The organism is Pseudomonas sp. FYR_2 (assembly GCF_043106425.1).
Lineage (GTDB): Bacteria > Pseudomonadota > Gammaproteobacteria > Pseudomonadales > Pseudomonadaceae > Aquipseudomonas > Aquipseudomonas monteilii.
This window is the reverse complement of sequence record NZ_JBICMM010000012.1, coordinates 449,060-465,741: the sequence shown is the minus strand read 5'-3', so window position 1 is coordinate 465,741 and position 16,682 is coordinate 449,060. Positions and strand designations below refer to the sequence as shown.

Sequence of the window (16,682 nt, the reverse complement as noted above, 5' to 3'; positions counted from 1 at the left end):
TTGAATTTGCCTTGCTGATACGGGACGTTGGCTGACGCCGCGCCGTCACGCTGATCATGCCATCAGCGGCGCTTTTCCAGCCGATCTGTTTCTGCATATTGCACCGGCTTCTTGCGGCGGGGTGCGATGTTAACCTGAGTACGCCCATGCAATATGGGCGTTCCTGCATTCAATACAGTATGTACTTGCTGCTCGCTCGGGTTTGCCTTGGCAGAGGAGCGGTCTGCCCAGGCATCCAGAAAAAGACGAGAAAAGGAGTATCACGCCATGCATGCCATCAGCTTCATCCAGGACCTGGCAGTCATCATGCTGGTCGCTGGCGTGGTCACCATTCTTTTTCATCGTCTCAAGCAGCCGGTGGTGCTGGGTTACATTGTCGCCGGCTTCATCATTGGCCCGCACACCCCGCCGTTCGGCCTGATCCATGATGAAGACACCATCAAGACCCTCGCCGAGCTGGGGGTGATTTTTCTGATGTTCTGCCTGGGCCTCGAGTTCAGCCTGCGCAAGCTGTTCAAGGTCGGCGCCACGGCGTTTATTGCGGCGTTTCTGGAAATCGTGCTGATGATCTGGATCGGCTTCGAGATCGGCCGCTGGTTCGGCTGGAGCACCATGGACTCGCTGTTCCTTGGCGCCATCCTGGCCATTTCCTCAACCACCATCATCGTGAAGGCGCTCAACGACCTGAAGATGAAAAACGAGCGTTTCGCACAGCTGATCTTCGGTGTGCTGATTGTGGAAGACATCCTCGGTATCGGCATCATCGCCCTGCTGTCGGGCATCGCTGTCAGCGGCACGGTCAGCTCCGGTGAAGTGTTTTCCACCGTCGGCAAGCTGTCGCTGTTCATGATCGTTGCCTTGGTCATCGGCATCCTGCTGGTGCCACGGCTGTTGGCCTATGTGGCCAAGTTCGAAAGCAACGAGATGCTGCTGATTACCGTGCTGGGCCTGTGCTTTGGCTTCTGCCTGCTGGTGGTAAAGCTGGAATACAGCATGGTGCTGGGTGCCTTCCTGATTGGCGCGATCATGGCTGAATCGCGCCAGTTGCTGAAGATCGAACGCTTGATCGAGCCGGTACGCGACCTGTTCAGCGCCATCTTCTTCGTAGCGATTGGCCTGATGATCGACCCGCAGGTGTTGATCGACTATGCCTGGCCAATCGTAGTCATTACCTTGGCGGTGGTATTAGGCAAGATGCTGTCTTGTGGCATGGGGGCGTTCATTGCCGGCAATGACGGCCGCACGTCATTGCGGGTGGGCATGGGGCTCTCGCAGATTGGCGAGTTCTCGTTCATCATCGCCGCGCTGGGCGTGACCCTGCAGGTGACCAGCGATTTCCTGTACCCGGTAGCGGTCGCGGTATCGGCAATCACCACGCTGCTGACCCCGTACCTGATTCGCGCGGCCGACCCCTTGTCGCAGAAGCTGGGCAATGTGGTGCCTGGCCGTCTGGCGCGGGTACTTTCCTTGTATGGCGAGTGGTTACGCAACATCCAGCCGCAGGGCGAGGGCGCCATGCTGGCGGCGATGATTCGGCGCATCCTGTTGCAGGTAGGGGTGAACCTGGCGCTGGTGATCGCCATTTTCTTCAGCGGTGGTTACTTCGCAGGGCGTATTGGCAACTGGCTCAGTGAGTGGGTCAGCGATGCCAGCCAACAGAAGGCGCTTATCTGGGGGGCGGCACTGTTGCTGTCGCTGCCCTTCCTGATCGCCGCCTATCGCAAGCTCAAGGCACTGTCGATGCTGCTGGCAGAGATGGGCGTTAAGCCGGAAATGGCCGGGCGGCATACCCAGCGGGTGCGGCGAGTGATCGCCGAGGTGATCCCGCTATTGTCGCTGTTGGTGATTTTCCTGCTGTTGTCGGCGCTTTCGGCAAGCATTCTGCCAACCAGCGAGTTGCTGCTGGTGATTGCCGTGGTGGCTGCGGTGGTGGTGGCCTTGCTGTGGCGCTGGTTCATCCGCGTGCACACGCGCATGCAGATTGCCTTGCTGGAAACACTGGAGAACAGCCGCGAGAATTCACATTGAGAGGGCCATGCTCCCTGCGCAAGATTTCACCGTCGTCCGAGGGGATGGAGCGGTAGCGATGTCGCCAGGCGCAGAAAGCCTGGCGATTTTAACTGCACCGATGGCGCTATGCCATTATTTTTCCTGTGCAGGTAGCATTCAAGCAACGGCTGGAATCAGCTCTCCAGCCAGACATCCCGCGCCCAGTGCCAAACGGATTCCCAGCTGTCTTCGCCGACAAGTTCCTCTTCGGCATCCCAGAGCACCACGGTGCCATCTTCTTCGACGCAGTAGTAGTTGTCGCCGTCCTGGCACAGAGGGATCAGCTCACGCGGTACGCCGGCGTCCCAGGCGTTGGCGGCAACTTCTGGCAGGTACGTGTGCGACTGCGGGTCGGTACAAGTGACTGGCTCAAGGGAGCCATAAACCACATCACTCACGGTCAGCAGAAATTCTTTGAACACGAATGGAATGTTGATGAACAGCTGCTCTTCGATCTCCACCAACTGGTCTTCATCGGGAAGCTCCAGAGGCACCGGTACCGGCTCATTGGCTTCACGGAGTTGTTCGATCACTTCTTCCACGGTTCACTTCCTCTGACCTAGATGACAACGCTGCGCGTTATACCCTAGTAGGCCACTCTGGCAAAAGCAAAAACCCCAGGACAGGGCCTGGGGTTTTTTGTGCAGCACGCAGCGGTTAGCCGTTTTGACGGATACCGGCAACCAGCCATGGCTGGTTTTCACCTTGGGCGCGAACCATGTGCCAGCTTTCGCTGAACACTTCGCCCTGGTCGAAGCGCGAGTTCTTCGACACGCCACGGAAGGTCAGGGTGGCATCGGTGCGATCGCTGCGATCGTCTACACCGTCGAGCTGCACTTCGAGGTTATCGATGTAGGTGGACTGGAAGCCGTCACCCAGTTCAGCACGTTCACGCTTGAGGAACTCGAGCATTTGCGGAGTAACGAACTCGGCAATCTTGTCCATCTCGTTGGCATCCCAGTGCTGCTGCAGCGACTGGAAGTGGTTACGGGCAGCAGACAGGAAGCTTTGCTCGTTGAACCAGGCCGGGGCATTGATCACCGGGGCAGCAGCAGCAGGTGCGGCCGAACCACCGAAGATCGAAGGCTGGGCAGGCTGAGCGTGAGCCTCACGCTGCATTGGCGCATGGCCTGGCATGGCCATTTGCGGCTGCTGCTGGCGGCGGCGAGCGGCGATGAAACGGAACACCAGGAAGGCGATAAGCGCCACGATCAGGAAGTCCATGATCTGGAAGCCTTCGAAACCGTCGCCCATGAACATGGACGCCAGCAGACCGCCGGCGGCCAGGCCGGCCAGTGGGCCCAACCAGCGCGAAGCACCGCTGGCGGCCGGGGCTGCACGGCCAGGTGCGGCGGTCGGCGCGGCGGCAGGCGTGGTTGGCGTAGCCTGACGGGTCTGGTGGATAGGCGCGGAGCCCGAGCTCTTGCCGCCGCCGAAACGCTTGGCGTTGGCGTCCAGGCTCAGCGTCAGGCCGACGCAGAGCGCCAGAGCGATGCTAAGAAAACGTTGCATAAGTGGGATATCCCCTGTTGTGGATTGCACGCGCGTCATGGTGCACAGGTTCCCGTGCACATGACCAGCGACAGAGTGTTTCGAGCTTTTGCCTGAATGTTACAAGGCTGCTACAGGGCCTCGAGCTTGGCATACCCCAGCATCAGCCACTTGCTGCCTTCGGCAAAGTTCACCTGTACCCGCGCCTGCGCGCCGGAACCCTCGAAGTTGAGGATCACGCCTTCCCCGAATACCGCATGTTGCACACGCTGGCCCAGGTTGAACGCGGTCTGCGGAATGCTGGCATTGGCGAACAGGTTGCTGTTGGTGGCCGTCTTGACCCCACCGAACGGGCGGCTGACGCTGTTGGACAGCCGCACTTCCTGGATCAGGCCCGCCGGAATTTCACGTACGAAACGCGACACCTTGTTGTAGGTCTCGCTGCCATACAGACGACGTGTTTCAGCGTAGGTCATGACCAACTGGCGCATGGCGCGGGTAATTCCCACATAGGCCAGGCGGCGTTCCTCTTCGAGGCGGCCGGGTTCTTCCAGGCTCATCTTGTGCGGGAACAAGCCTTCTTCCATGCCCACCAGGAACACGTAATGGAACTCAAGGCCCTTGGCGCTGTGCAGGGTCATCAGCTGGATGCTGTCTTCGTGCTCGTCGGCCTGGGCATCGCCGGCTTCGAGCGAGGCATGGCCGAGGAAGGCCGACAAGGGCGAAAGGTCGGCGTCTTCGTCGGTGGATTCGAAGTTGCGCGCCGCGCTGACCAGTTCCTCAAGGTTTTCTACCCGTGCCTGGCCCTTTTCACCTTTTTCTTCCTGGTGATAGATGATCAGCCCGGATTGTTCGATGGTGGTCTGGGTCATGGTATGCAGTGGCATGTCCACGACCTTGGCGGCCAACCCCTCGATCAGCTCGATGAAAGCCCCCAGCGCACTGGCGGCGCGGCCTTTGAGGGCCTTGGCGGCGAGCAGCTGACACATGGCGTCCCACATCGATGCCTGGCTGTGGCGGGCGTGCTCGCGGATGGCTTCGACGGTTTTCTCGCCAATGCCGCGTGGCGGCACGTTGATTACCCGCTCCAGGGCAGCATCGTTGCCGCGCCCTTCGATCAGCCGTAGGTAAGCCATGGCGTTCTTGATTTCAGCGCGTTCGAAGAAGCGCTGGCCGCCATAGATACGGTAGGGAATGCGCTCGCGCAGCAGGGCTTCTTCCAGCACGCGCGACTGGGCGTTGGAGCGGTACAGGATGGCGATTTCGTTGCGCGCATTGCCCTGCTTGACCAGGCTCTCGATGGTTTCAACCACGTAGCGCGCTTCGTCGTGCTCATTGTAGGCCGCGTACAGGGTCAGCGGTTCGCCTTCGCCCATGTCGGTCCACAGCTCTTTGCCCAGGCGCCCGCTGTTGTTGGCGATCAGGGCGTTGGCGGCCTTGAGGATGCCACCGGTGGAGCGGTAGTTCTGCTCCAGGCGGATCATTTCGGCGTCTGGGAAGTCGGCGGTGTACTGGTGAATGTTTTCGATCTTGGCACCGCGCCAGCCGTAGATCGACTGGTCGTCGTCGCCCACCGCCATCAGGCTGGCGCCCCCGCGTGCCAACAGGCGCAGCCAGGCGTACTGCACGGCGTTGGTGTCCTGGAACTCGTCGACCAGCACATGCTGGAAGCGCCGCTGGTAGTGCTCCAGCAGCCCCGGGTGGTCGCGCCACAGGTCCAGGGCGCGTAGCAGCAGCTCGGAGAAGTCGATGACTCCGGCACGCTCGCACGCCTGCTCGTAGGCGGTATAGACCTCACGCATGGTCGCCAGGAACAGGTCGCCACCGGCCTGGATATGCTGCGGGCGCAGGCCTTCGTCCTTCTGCCCGTTGATGAACCACTGTGCCTGGCGTGCTGGCCATTTCTGTTCGTCCAGACCCAGCTCGCGCATCACCCGCTTGACCAGGCGCTGCTGGTCGTCACTGTCGAGAATCTGGAAGTTCTGCACCAGCCGCGCTTCCTGCCAGTGGGCCCGCAGCAAGCGATGGGCCAGGCCGTGGAAGGTGCCGACCCACATGCCCGCCGGGTTGATCCCCAGCAGTTGCTCGATCCGCTGGCGCATTTCGGCTGCAGCCTTGTTGGTGAAGGTCACCGACAGGATCGAGTGCGGCGATGCCTGCTCCACCTGGATCAGCCAGGCGATGCGGTGCACCAGCACGCGGGTTTTACCGGAACCGGCGCCGGCAAGCACCAGTTGACGCCCAAGCGTGGCCGCTACGGCCTGGCGTTGGGCATCGTTGAGGGAATTCAGCAGGAGGGAGAGGTCGTCTGTGTGCATCGGGCCATTCTAGGGCGCGGCAGGAAATGGGGCAAACCTCCACTGTATAAATATTCACCTTGGCGCATGGCCGTTCATCGACCTGATGACAGTGGGTCAGCCATGCCAGTGCCTGCCATGACGCGCCAGCAGGCTGTTGGCTTGCTCTGGTCCGTTACTGCCCGCCGGGTAAGGGCGTGGCGCCTGAAAGTGCTCTTCGCAACCCTTGATGATCGGGTCGGTCCAGGCCCAGGCTGCTTCCACTTCATCGCGGCGCATGAACAGCGTCGAGTCGCCCTCCAGTACATCCAGCAGCAGGCGTTCGTAGGCTTCCCAGCGGCGGGTCTGGCTGAATACCTGAGCCAGGTTCAGGTCCAGGTCGACCGGTTCCAGGCGCATGCCCTTGCCCGGGCTTTTGGTCATCATGCGCAGGCTGATGCGTTCCTCCGGTTGCAGCTGGATCAGCAACTGGTTGACTTGGCCGCCGTTGAACAGCTCGTGGGGTACCGGTTTGAACTGAATGACGATTTGCGACGAGCGCCGTGCCATGCGCTTGCCGGTGCGCAGATAGAAAGGCACGCCCGCCCAGCGCCAATTGTCGATGTGGGCTTCGAGGGCAATGAAGGTTTCGGTGTCGCTGTCGTTGTCGACATCCTTTTCAAAGTAGTAGGCCGGCACTTCCTGGCCGCCGATGTGCCCGGCGCCATACTGGCCGCGCACGGTCTTGTCCTGCACATCCTGGCCGGTGATCGGCTTGAGGGCGCGCAGGATCTTCACTTTTTCGTCGCGTACCGCTTCGGCCTCGAACTGGGCGGGGGGCTCCATGGCCACCAGGCACAGCAGCTGCAGCAGGTGGTTCTGCAGCATGTCGCGGATGGCCCCGGCGCGGTCGTAGTAGGCGCCGCGGTTCTCTACACCCAGCGTCTCGCAAACGCTGATCTGTACGTGGTCGACCTGATTGTTGCGCCACACCGGCTCCAGCAGGGCATTGGCGAAGCGCAGGGCCATCAGGTTCTGCACGGTTTCCTTGCCCAGGTAGTGGTCGATGCGGAATACCTGGGTTTCCTCCAGCACTGCGCCAATTGCTTCGTTGATGGCGGTAGCCGATTCCAGCGAGTGGCCGATCGGCTTTTCCAGCACGATGCGCGCCTCGGCGTCGGCCAGGCCGGCGTTATGCAGATGCTTGGCAATCGGCACAAAGAGGTTGGGGGCGGTGGCCAGGTAGAAGATGCGCGTCAAGCCGCCAGGTTCGCCCAGGTAGCGCGCCAGGCGGCCGAAGTCGGCGCTTTGCGAAGCATCCATGGCGAAATAGTCGATCCGCGCGGAAAACCGCTGCCAGACCTCTTCTTCGAAGTCGTTGCGGGCGATCTGTGCCCGGCAATGGCGTTCGGCGAGCTTGAGATAATCGTTACGTGGCAAGTTGCGGCGCGCCAGCGCGATGATCCGCACAGCAGGGTCAAGACGGGCCTCGCGAAACAGGTGGTAGAGCGCCGGAAGCAACTTGTGCAGGGCCAGATCGCCGGTGCCGCCGAAGACCAGAATGTCGCAAGGAATAGTCAAACCGCCACTCTCCACGTTCGTTTAACTGGGCGGGTTGGCGTCCATGTAGTATAACTACAAGAAAGCTACAACCCGGCCAGCCGATCATAACCGAGTCCAGCCTGTGAATCTGTTGCAACATATCGCCCAATCGCGCCACCTGCTGCGCAAATCGGAACTCAAAGTGGCCGACCACGTGCTGCTCGACCCGGCTGCCGTCATGCACAGTTCCATGGCCGACCTGGCACACAGCGTGGGTATCAGCGAACCGACCATCGTGCGGTTCTGCCGGGCGATCGGTTGCTCGGGCTTTCAGGACTTGAAGCTGAAGCTGGCGCAGAGCCTGGCAGCGGGGGCCAGTTTCGGGCAGTTCGCTATCCATGAAGACGACTCGGTTGCCGACTACAGCCTGAAGATCTTCGACACCACACTGCATACCCTGATGGAGGTGCGTGAGCACCTCGACCCGCAGGCGCTGCAGCAGGCGGTGAGTGCCATGGCCCAGGCGCAACGTGTGGAGTTCTATGGCTTTGGCGCGTCCGGTGCGGTGGCGGCCGATGCCCAGCATAAGTTCTTCCGCCTGTTGCTCAGCGCCGCCGCGTATTCCGACCCGCACATGCAGGCGATGTCGGCGGTCACCCTGAAGCCGGGTGATGTCGCGGTGTGCATTTCCCAGTCGGGCCGCTCCAAGGACTTGCTGATCACCGCCAACCTGGTGCGTGAGAGCGGTGCCAACCTGATTACCCTGTGCCCCAGCCAGACACCTCTTGCCGAGCTGTCGACGGTCAACCTGGCGATCGACGTGCATGAAGACACCGAAATCTACACGCCGCTGACCTCGCGTATCGCTCACCTGGTCGTGATCGACGTGCTGGCCATGGGCGTGGCGATGGCGCGCGGGCCGAGCCTGGTCAACCACCTGAAAAGTGTGAAGCGCAGCTTGCGCAGCCTGCGTTTGTCGCCCAAGTCGATCAAGGCTACAGACGACTGAATTCAGCCTGTCCCGGCCCTTTCGCGGGTAATACACCGATCTTAAGGCTGGTGAGTATCCTGTGGGAGCGGGCTTGCCCGCGAAGAGGCCGGTACAGGCAGCGAAAATTCACGATTTTGTCACCATTCCACAGCCAAACCGTAAACCTTCCAGGCCAGTCTAAAACTCCCGCATCCTATCTGGGAGACAGGCAATGGCACGTGACCACGAAGGTACTTACCAACCCAACGCCAAGGCTCGCAAGCAGCAGGAAAAGGATCAGCGCCGCATGGAGTACCGCCGCGCGATCGAGGTCTATTGCGACCAACGCCAATTGCTCCGCGACCTGGCAGACTACCCCGAGCTGCAAGCGCTCACGGTCTGGCAGGCGTCGTCGGCAGCTTCCCCGAAAAACGCTCAACAAGCGCGCTGATCAACGCACGTTCGCTGCGGATGAACGCCAGAAACGCCAAGGCCACCGGCGACTGCCGCTTGGCCTTGGACTGCACCACGCACCAGCTGCGGTACAGCGGCAGTTCCTCCACCGGTAGCTCCTTCAGCACACCGGTGGCCAGCTCCAGGTTGACTGCATGGCGGGTCAGCAGGGCGATACCCAGGCCGGCGATCACGCACTCGCGTTGGGCATCGGCCGATGCCACTTCCAGCGTCTGGGTGAAGTGCACGCGCTTGTCCTTGAAGTACTCCTCGCATGCCTTGCGCGTGCCCGAACCTTGCTCGCGCACCAGCAGGGTATGAGGCTCCAGGTCCTGCAGGCGCAACTGCTCCAGCTTGCACAACGGGTGCTCGGGCGGTGCCACCGCCACGATCGGGTTGTTGAGGAATGGCAGAAACTCCAGGCCCATGTCCTGCGGCACCATCGACATGATGATCAGGTCGTCGCGGTTATCCGAAAGGCGGCGAATGGCCTGGGCGCGGTTGACCACCGTCAGGGTCAGGTTGACCTCCGGGTGACGCTGCTTGAAGGCGGCGAACAGGTGTGGCACGAAATACTTGGCACTGGACTCGATCGCCAGTTTCAACTGCCCCTGCAGTGAGCCCTGCATGTCCGACAGCTGCATGTCCAGGCTCTCCAGCCGCCCGAAGATGTCGCGGCTGGCGCGTTGCAAGGCTTCGGCCGCCTCGGTCAGGTACAGCTTCTTGCCGACGTACTCGAACAGTGGCTGGCCGATCAGCTCTTCGAGCTGGCGGATCTGTAGACTAACGGCGGGTTGCGTCAGTGCCATCTCCTCTGCCGCACGGCTGTACGAGCGCAAATCGCACACCTCGTTGAAGATCTGCAATTGACGCAAAGTCATACGCATCAAGGACTTACGCATTTTTATCGGCTCGTCGGCAACACCTTGTTACCGCACTATAAGCTTTTGCTAATACAGCCTCTAACAAATATTGATTTTTGTTTATCGACCTACAGCGCTAGGGTGAATGCGCGACTGGCCAGCAACGTCTGGTCACGCGCCGACCGGTAGAACCGGCTCGACTGTTCCTACGGCTTTGGGAAGACTCCAGTGATAAAAAAAATCCTGATCGCCAACCGAGGTGAAATCGCAGTTCGGATCGTGCGTGCCTGCGCCGAGATGGGCATTCGCTCGGTAGCGATCTATTCCGACGCCGACCGTCACGCCTTGCACGTCAAGCGCGCCGATGAGGCACACAGCATTGGTGCCGAGCCGCTGGCTGGCTACCTGAACCCGCGCAAGCTGGTAAACCTGGCTGTGGAAACCGGCTGCGATGCCCTGCACCCAGGCTATGGTTTCCTGTCGGAAAACGCCGAACTGGCAGAGATCTGCGCAGAGCGCGGGATCAAGTTCATCGGCCCGGCTGCCGACGTGATTCGCCGCATGGGCGACAAGACCGAAGCCCGCCGCACCATGATCGCCGCCGGTGTGCCGGTAACCCCGGGTACCGAAGGCAACGTTGCCGATATTCATGAAGCCCTGAGCGAAGGTGACCGCATCGGTTACCCGGTGATGCTCAAGGCCACTTCCGGTGGTGGCGGCCGTGGTATCCGCCGCTGCAACAGCCGTGAAGAACTGGAACAGAACTTCCCACGGGTCATTTCCGAGGCCACCAAGGCCTTTGGTTCGGCCGAAGTGTTCCTGGAAAAGTGCATCGTCAACCCCAAGCACATCGAGGCACAGATCCTCGGTGACAGCTTTGGCAACGTGGTGCACCTGTTCGAGCGCGACTGCTCGATCCAGCGCCGCAACCAGAAGCTCATCGAAATTGCCCCAAGCCCGCAGCTCACCCCCGAGCAGCGCGCCTATATCGGCGACCTGGCGGTGCGTGCGGCCAAGGCCGTGAACTACGAGAACGCCGGTACTGTGGAGTTTCTGCTCGCCGATGGCGAGGTGTACTTCATGGAAATGAACACCCGGGTGCAGGTGGAACACACCATCACCGAGGAAATCACCGGTATCGACATCGTCCGTGAGCAGATCCGCATTGCTTCGGGCCTGCCGCTGTCGGTCAAGCAGGAAGATATCCAGCACCGCGGATACGCGCTGCAGTTCCGCATCAACGCCGAAGACCCGAAAAACAACTTCCTGCCCAGCTTCGGCAAGATCACGCGTTACTACGCCCCCGGCGGCCCGGGCGTGCGTACCGACACGGCAATCTATACCGGCTACACCATTCCGCCGTTCTACGACTCCATGTGCCTGAAGCTGGTGGTGTGGGCGTTGACCTGGGAAGAAGCCATGGACCGCGGCCTGCGGGCCCTGGACGACATGCGCGTGCAAGGGGTGAAGACCACTGCCGCGTATTACCAGGAAATCCTGCGCAACCCGGAATTCCGTAGCGGCCAGTTCAATACCAGCTTCGTCGAAAGCCACCCTGAACTGACCAACTACTCGATCAAGCGCAAACCCGAAGAGCTGGCCCTGGCCATCGCCGCCGCCATCGCCGCCCACGCAGGCCTGTGAGGAACCCCATAATGTCCAAGAAAATCCACGTTACCGACACGATCCTGCGCGACGCCCACCAGTCCTTGCTGGCCACCCGCATGCGCACCGAAGACATGCTGCCGATCTGCGACAAGCTCGACAAAGTCGGCTACTGGTCGTTGGAAGTCTGGGGTGGCGCCACCTTCGACGCCTGCGTGCGCTTCCTGAAAGAAGACCCGTGGGAGCGCCTGCGCAAGCTGCGTGCCGCGCTGCCCAACACCCGCCTGCAAATGCTGCTGCGCGGCCAGAACCTGCTGGGCTACCGCCATTACAGCGACGACGTGGTCAAGGCCTTCGTCGCCAAGGCAGCGGTCAACGGCATCGACGTGTTCCGCATCTTCGACGCCATGAACGACGTGCGTAACCTGCGCGTGGCCATTGAAGCGGTCAAGGCCGCTGGCAAACACGCCCAGGGCACCATCGCCTACACCGTCAGCCCCGTGCACACCATCGAGGCCTTTGTAGCCCAGGCCAAACAGATGGAAGCCATGGGTTGCGACTCGATCGCGATCAAGGACATGGCCGGCCTGCTGACGCCGTTCGCTACCGGCGAGCTGGTCAGGGCGCTGAAGGCCGAGCAATCCCTGCCGGTATTCATCCACTCCCACGACACCGCCGGCCTGGCCGCCATGTGCCAGCTGAAGGCAGTTGAAAACGGCGCCGACCACATCGACACCGCCATCTCCAGCTTCGCCTGGGGCACCAGCCACCCGGGTACCGAGTCGATGGTTGCTGCACTCAAAGGCAGCGAATTCGACACTGGCCTGGACCTGGAGCTGCTGCAGGAAATCGGCCTGTACTTCTACGCCGTGCGCAAGAAGTACCACCAGTTCGAAAGCGAGTTCACCGCCGTGGACACCCGCGTGCAGGTCAACCAGGTGCCGGGCGGCATGATCTCCAACCTGGCCAACCAGCTGAAAGAGCAGGGCGCGCTTAACCGCATGAACGAAGTGCTGGCCGAGATCCCGCGTGTACGTGAAGACCTTGGCTTCCCGCCGCTGGTAACCCCGACCTCGCAGATCGTTGGCACCCAGGCATTCTTCAACGTGTTGGCTGGCGAGCGCTACAAGACCATCACCAACGAGGTGAAGCTGTACCTGCAAGGCGGTTACGGCAAGGCCCCAGGCGTGGTCAACGAGCAGCTGCGCCGCCAGGCAATCGGCAGTGAAGAAGTAATCGACGTACGCCCGGCTGACTTGCTCAAGCCGGAAATGGCCAAGCTGCGTGCCGACATCGGCGCCCTGGCTCGTTGTGAAGAAGACGTGCTGACGTTCGCCATGTTCCCGGACATTGGCCGCAAGTTCCTCGAAGAACGCGAAGCCGGCACCCTGACGCCAGAAGCCCTGCTGCCGATTCCGGAAGCCGGCGCCGTGGCCGCGCCGGGCGGTGAAGGTGTACCGACCGAGTTCGTCATCGACGTGCACGGCGAAACCTACCGCGTCGATATCACCGGCGTGGGCGTTAAGGCCGAAGGCAAGCGTCACTTCTACCTGTCGATCGACGGCATGCCGGAAGAAGTGGTATTCGAGCCATTGAACGAGTTCGTTGGCGGCGGCGGCAGCAAGCGCAAGCAAGCCACCGACCCAGGCCACGTCAGCACCACCATGCCAGGCAACATCGTCGATGTGCTGGTCAAGGAAGGCGACATGGTCAAGGCCGGCCAGGCCGTGCTGATCACCGAAGCCATGAAGATGGAAACCGAAGTGCAGGCGGCCATCGCCGGCAAGGTCGTCGCCATTCATGTGGCCAAGGGCGACCGTGTGACGCCGGGTGAAATCCTGATCGAGATCGAGGGCTGATTTAAGCCCTCATCTACAAGCGGTTTACCTCTGGGGAGCGGATGCTCCCCTTTTTTTGTGCTGGATTTACCGGTCTCTTCGCGGGTAAACCCGCGAAAAGGCCAGCTGGTCAAACACATTCTTCAGTTTTTACGGCATGCCTCAAGCGTTTCTACTTGGCCTCCCGGCTGCTGGTTTTCCTCTCCCAGCCACCGCTCGAACCCGCCAGCCACCGCCGGCCACTCATCATCGGTAATCGAATACCAGGCTGTATCGCGGTTATGGTCCTTGACCACCAGATGCTTGCGGAACACGCCTTCGTAAGTGAAGCCAAACCGCTCCGCCGCCCGCTTGGAGCGGGCGTTGGCGTTGTTGCACTTCCACTCCAGCCGGCGGTTGCCCAGTTCGAAGCCCAGTTTGCCCAGCAGGTACACCGCCTCGGTTCCTTTGGGCGTGCGCTGCATGGCGGCGCCGAAGGCGATATGCCCGATTTCGATACGCCCGTGGTCGGGCACGATGGACATCAGGCTGAGAATGCCCTGGGCCTGGCCACTGGGGCGGTCGATGACGGTGTAGAACAGCGGATCGCGGCCTGCGGCGTTGCCCTCCAGCCAGCGGTCGAAGGCGGCACGCTCGGTGAACGGCCCATAAGGCAGGTAGTCCCATAGCACCGGGTCGGATGCCGGGCCTTGCAGCACGTCCCAAAGATCGTCGCCATGGCGCGCCGGGTCGAGCTTTTCAAGGCGGATGAAGCGGCCTTCAATGGGTTCGGCCTGGGGCGTTGCGGCGGGTTTCCAGTTCAATGCGTCTGTCATGTTCGGCCTACAAACCTTTGCGGAATTGGATGAAGCCCGAGCGCTCGGCAACCTGCTGATACAGGCTGATGGCGGTGGCATTGGTTTCGTGGGTCAACCAGTGCACCTTGATGCACCCGTCGGCCTTGGCTGTGGCGTAGACGTGCTCGATCAACTGGCGACCGATGCCCAGGCCCCGCTGCGTGCTGTCCACGTACAGGTCCTGCAGGTAGCAGGAATTCTCGATGCTCCAGTTGGAACGATGGTAGATGAAGTTGACCATGCCTACCGCCTTGCCATCGATCCAGGCCAGGGTTGAATGAGTGGGCTCCTTCGGATCGAGCAGGCGTTGCCAGGTGCTCAGGCTGACTTCATCGGCCAGTTCGCTTTCGTAGAAGTGCAGGTAGGCCTGCCACAGGGCGAGCCAGGCCGCGTGATCTTGGGCAGTGACAGGGCGCAGGGTAACGCTAGGCATGGGGCTATTCCTTCAGAGTTGGCGCATGTGCGCCGCGAGTTGGTTGTCCAGCTGATCGGCGCTGGCGCTCAGGCCTTCGCGCACGCCAGCGATGTCTTGATCGGAACGGTTCTGGCTGAGCTTGCGTGCCCCTTGCAGACGGGCGACGGGCAGGCGGATGCCGACGATGGCGCGGAGCATGCCATCGAGGTAGTCGGCAGGGGCGTCAGTGACTTTCCACGGTTCACTGCGGCCCTGTTCATGGCGGTCGGTCAGGCGGCTGACCATCGCCAGCAGCGGCTCCGCGTCATGGATCACCTCGGCTGTGCCATAGGCGTGGACGGCCAGATAATTCCAGGTAGGCACGACTTTGGGGTTATCAGCCTTGCTCGGGTAGTAGCCAGGGCTGACATAGGCATCGGCGCCGGGGAATACCAGTAAGGCTTCGACACCCTGTGCCAGGTCCTGCCATTGGCGGTTGGCCCGGGCCAAGTGCGCATAGACAGTTCCGAATTCGCCTTCGGTGGTATCGACCAGCACGGGCAGGTGCGTGGCCAGCAGGCCCTGATCGCCGTGGCTGACCAGGACAGCCAGGCGGGTGTCGAGCATGTGCTGGTGCAGACGGCCGAGGTCGTTTTCCTGATGCGGCTTGCTGTTGTACATAGGGCGTGGTCCTTGTCGAATGGCTCCATCCTAGGCAGGCTATTGGTTCTGGGTAAGAGCCATTACCACCTGATTTGATAGGTCCAATGCCATGAGCGAGCGCCCCTTAACACTGCCATTCGACCCCGCCGGTATCGCCCTTGATCGACGCCGTGGGCTGAGTCAGCAGCTGTACCAGGCATTGCGGGCGCGGGTGCTGGATGGGCGGCTGAGCAGTGGTACACGGCTACCCGCCACTCGCGACCTGGCCGTCATGCTGGCACTTTCACGCAACAGTGTGGTGCGCGCCTATGACCAACTGTATGCCGAGGGCTACATCGAAAGCCGAGTTGGAGATGGTACTTACGTAAGTCAGCTGCCAAAAATATCCACACAAATATCCACAGGGTTATCCCGGGGTTTATCAACAGGGTTATCCACATTTTCTGCAGAAAATACTGAGGATTTATCCAGCGAACGGCATTTATCAGCACCTTTACAGCGCCTGAAAAGTAACCACTTACCTTCCCCAAGAAGTGGTGCGCCCCGTGCTTTTCGGGTCGGCATTCCGGCATTCGACTTGTTCCCTTTTGACGTCTGGGCCAAGCTGCAGGCCGGTTTCTGGCGTAAACCATCCCCTGCGCAGCTGGGTTACGGTGACCCGGCAGGCGAGCCGGCTTTGCGCGAGTTGATCGCGGCCTACCTTCGCCGTTCGCGTGGGCTAAGTTGTATGGCTGAACAAATTGTGATCACCAGTGGTGCACAACAAGCCATCAGCCTTTGTGCACAGCTGTTGTTGCAGCCGGGTGATGGTGTGGCTGTGGAAAACCCCGGCTACCGCGCGGCCGGGCATGCCTTTGCGCTGGCTGGCGCCTCATTGTATGGCGTGCCTGTGGACGAAGAGGGCATGGACTGCCGCCTGCTGGGTCAGCAGGCGAACTGCCGGCTGGCATATGTCACGCCGGCCCACCAATACCCGACCGGGGTCACCATGAGCCTGGCACGGCGCCTGGCGTTGCTGGCGTGGGCCGAACGCAACGATGGCTGGATCATCGAGGACGACTATGACGGCGAGTACCGCTACAGCGGTGCGCCCTTGGCCCCATTGGCGGCGCTCGACCGGCACGGTCGGGTGCTGTACGTCGGCACCTTCGGCAAGATTGCGTTCCCCGCGTTGCGCCTGGGTTACCTGGTGCTGCCGCCGCAATTGGTGCAGGGATTCAGTCAGGGCAAGGCGTTGGCCGTGCGGCATTCGGAAGTCAGCAGCCAGTGCGTGATGGCCGAATTCATGGCACGCGGGCATTTCCAGCGGCATATCCGCCGTATGCGCAAGGCCGCTTTGAGTCGACGTAACGTACTCACGGCTGGCTGGCCTGTGGATATTCCCGGGTTGGGCGAGATGCCGGAAGTGGCGGCCGGGCTGCATGTGAAGGTGGATGTGGATAACTTTGCGCGGGAGCAGGAACTGGTGGCAAAGGCAGAAGCAGTGGGGGTAGAGGTGACGCCGCTGAGCAATTTCTGGCTGTCGGACAGCGACGTGCCTGTGGATAATCGGGCAGGGCTGGTGTTGGGGTTTGCGGCGGTGCCGGAGGGGGCGATTGCCGAAGCCTTGATGAAACTGCGCAAGGCCTGGAGAAAGTGAATTGGGCCCGCTGTGCGGCCCTTCGCGGGCACGCCCGCTCCCACAGAGTCCGCTTGTAATGCG

General features: G+C 61.3%; 14 protein-coding genes. 6 read left to right on the top strand and 8 right to left on the bottom strand.

Annotation, left to right across the window (positions count from 1 at the left end):
• Positions 1-267 precede the first annotated feature (267 nt).
• Entirely contained in the window at positions 268-2,028 is a 1,761-nt protein-coding gene (locus tag ACF8R4_RS04030; protein ID WP_060499708.1) for a cation:proton antiporter, read from the top strand.
• 155 nt (positions 2,029-2,183) lie between these two features.
• Here ACF8R4_RS04030 and ACF8R4_RS04025 read toward each other — a convergent pair whose 3' ends face one another.
• From ACF8R4_RS04025 to zwf, 4 genes are all read right to left on the bottom strand, one after another.
• Positions 2,184-2,591 carry an SMI1/KNR4 family protein gene (locus ACF8R4_RS04025; RefSeq protein ID WP_060499707.1) on the bottom strand — a complete coding sequence of 136 codons (408 nt, stop codon included), beginning with the start codon at positions 2,589-2,591 and terminating at the stop codon, positions 2,184-2,186.
• A 115-nt stretch (positions 2,592-2,706) separates the two neighbouring features.
• Positions 2,707-3,561, bottom strand: coding sequence for a Tim44 domain-containing protein (locus tag ACF8R4_RS04020; RefSeq protein ID WP_104833728.1), 855 nt, complete (start codon positions 3,559-3,561; stop codon positions 2,707-2,709).
• A 110-nt stretch (positions 3,562-3,671) separates the two neighbouring features.
• Positions 3,672-5,858: a DNA helicase II gene (gene uvrD, locus ACF8R4_RS04015; protein ID WP_060499705.1), complete on the bottom strand. Its 2,187-nt coding sequence runs from the start codon at positions 5,856-5,858 to the stop codon at positions 3,672-3,674.
• A 96-nt stretch (positions 5,859-5,954) separates the two neighbouring features.
• On the bottom strand, positions 5,955-7,397 hold the full coding sequence (zwf, locus tag ACF8R4_RS04010; protein ID WP_060499704.1) for a glucose-6-phosphate dehydrogenase: 1,443 nt from the start codon (positions 7,395-7,397) through the stop codon (positions 5,955-5,957).
• A gap of 103 nt (positions 7,398-7,500) precedes the next feature.
• Here zwf and hexR point away from each other — a divergent pair, with 103 nt between their 5' ends.
• Both hexR and ACF8R4_RS04000 read left to right on the top strand, forming a co-directional pair.
• On the top strand, positions 7,501-8,367 hold the full coding sequence (gene hexR, locus ACF8R4_RS04005; protein WP_003253273.1) for a transcriptional regulator HexR: 867 nt from the start codon (positions 7,501-7,503) through the stop codon (positions 8,365-8,367).
• A 193-nt stretch (positions 8,368-8,560) separates the two neighbouring features.
• Positions 8,561-8,779 carry a PA3496 family putative envelope integrity protein gene (locus ACF8R4_RS04000; protein WP_082426415.1) on the top strand — a complete coding sequence of 73 codons (219 nt, stop codon included), beginning with the start codon at positions 8,561-8,563 and terminating at the stop codon, positions 8,777-8,779.
• On the opposite strand, the gene ACF8R4_RS03995 is transcribed toward ACF8R4_RS04000, so the two are convergent.
• On the bottom strand, positions 8,721-9,683 hold the full coding sequence (locus ACF8R4_RS03995) for a LysR family transcriptional regulator (RefSeq protein WP_060499703.1): 963 nt from the start codon (positions 9,681-9,683) through the stop codon (positions 8,721-8,723). The genes ACF8R4_RS04000 and ACF8R4_RS03995 overlap by 59 nt on opposite strands.
• Positions 9,684-9,872: 189 nt before the next feature.
• Between ACF8R4_RS03995 and ACF8R4_RS03990 the strand changes: the two genes are divergently transcribed.
• Both ACF8R4_RS03990 and oadA read left to right on the top strand, forming a co-directional pair.
• The gene (locus ACF8R4_RS03990) at positions 9,873-11,288 is read left to right on the top strand and encodes an acetyl-CoA carboxylase biotin carboxylase subunit (protein ID WP_016712746.1); all 1,416 of its coding nucleotides are present in this window, start codon (positions 9,873-9,875) and stop codon (positions 11,286-11,288) included.
• A gap of 11 nt (positions 11,289-11,299) precedes the next feature.
• On the top strand, positions 11,300-13,108 hold the full coding sequence (gene oadA / locus ACF8R4_RS03985) for a sodium-extruding oxaloacetate decarboxylase subunit alpha (RefSeq protein ID WP_060499702.1): 1,809 nt from the start codon (positions 11,300-11,302) through the stop codon (positions 13,106-13,108).
• A gap of 122 nt (positions 13,109-13,230) precedes the next feature.
• On the opposite strand, the gene ACF8R4_RS03980 is transcribed toward oadA, so the two are convergent.
• The 3 genes from ACF8R4_RS03980 to ACF8R4_RS03970 are packed head-to-tail and all read right to left on the bottom strand — an operon-like array spanning position 13,231 to position 14,998.
• On the bottom strand, positions 13,231-13,902 hold the full coding sequence (locus tag ACF8R4_RS03980; RefSeq protein ID WP_060499701.1) for a GNAT family N-acetyltransferase: 672 nt from the start codon (positions 13,900-13,902) through the stop codon (positions 13,231-13,233).
• Positions 13,903-13,909: 7 nt separating this feature from the next.
• Entirely contained in the window at positions 13,910-14,356 is a 447-nt protein-coding gene (locus ACF8R4_RS03975) for a GNAT family N-acetyltransferase (protein ID WP_104833729.1), read from the bottom strand.
• A 12-nt stretch (positions 14,357-14,368) separates the two neighbouring features.
• A complete protein-coding gene (locus ACF8R4_RS03970) occupies positions 14,369-14,998 on the bottom strand; it encodes an FMN-binding negative transcriptional regulator (RefSeq protein WP_060499699.1) in 630 nt (209 codons plus the stop codon).
• Between the two features lie 91 nt (positions 14,999-15,089).
• Here ACF8R4_RS03970 and ACF8R4_RS03965 point away from each other — a divergent pair, with 91 nt between their 5' ends.
• Positions 15,090-16,619: a PLP-dependent aminotransferase family protein gene (locus ACF8R4_RS03965; RefSeq protein WP_104833730.1), complete on the top strand. Its 1,530-nt coding sequence runs from the start codon at positions 15,090-15,092 to the stop codon at positions 16,617-16,619.
• Positions 16,620-16,682 lie beyond the last annotated feature (63 nt).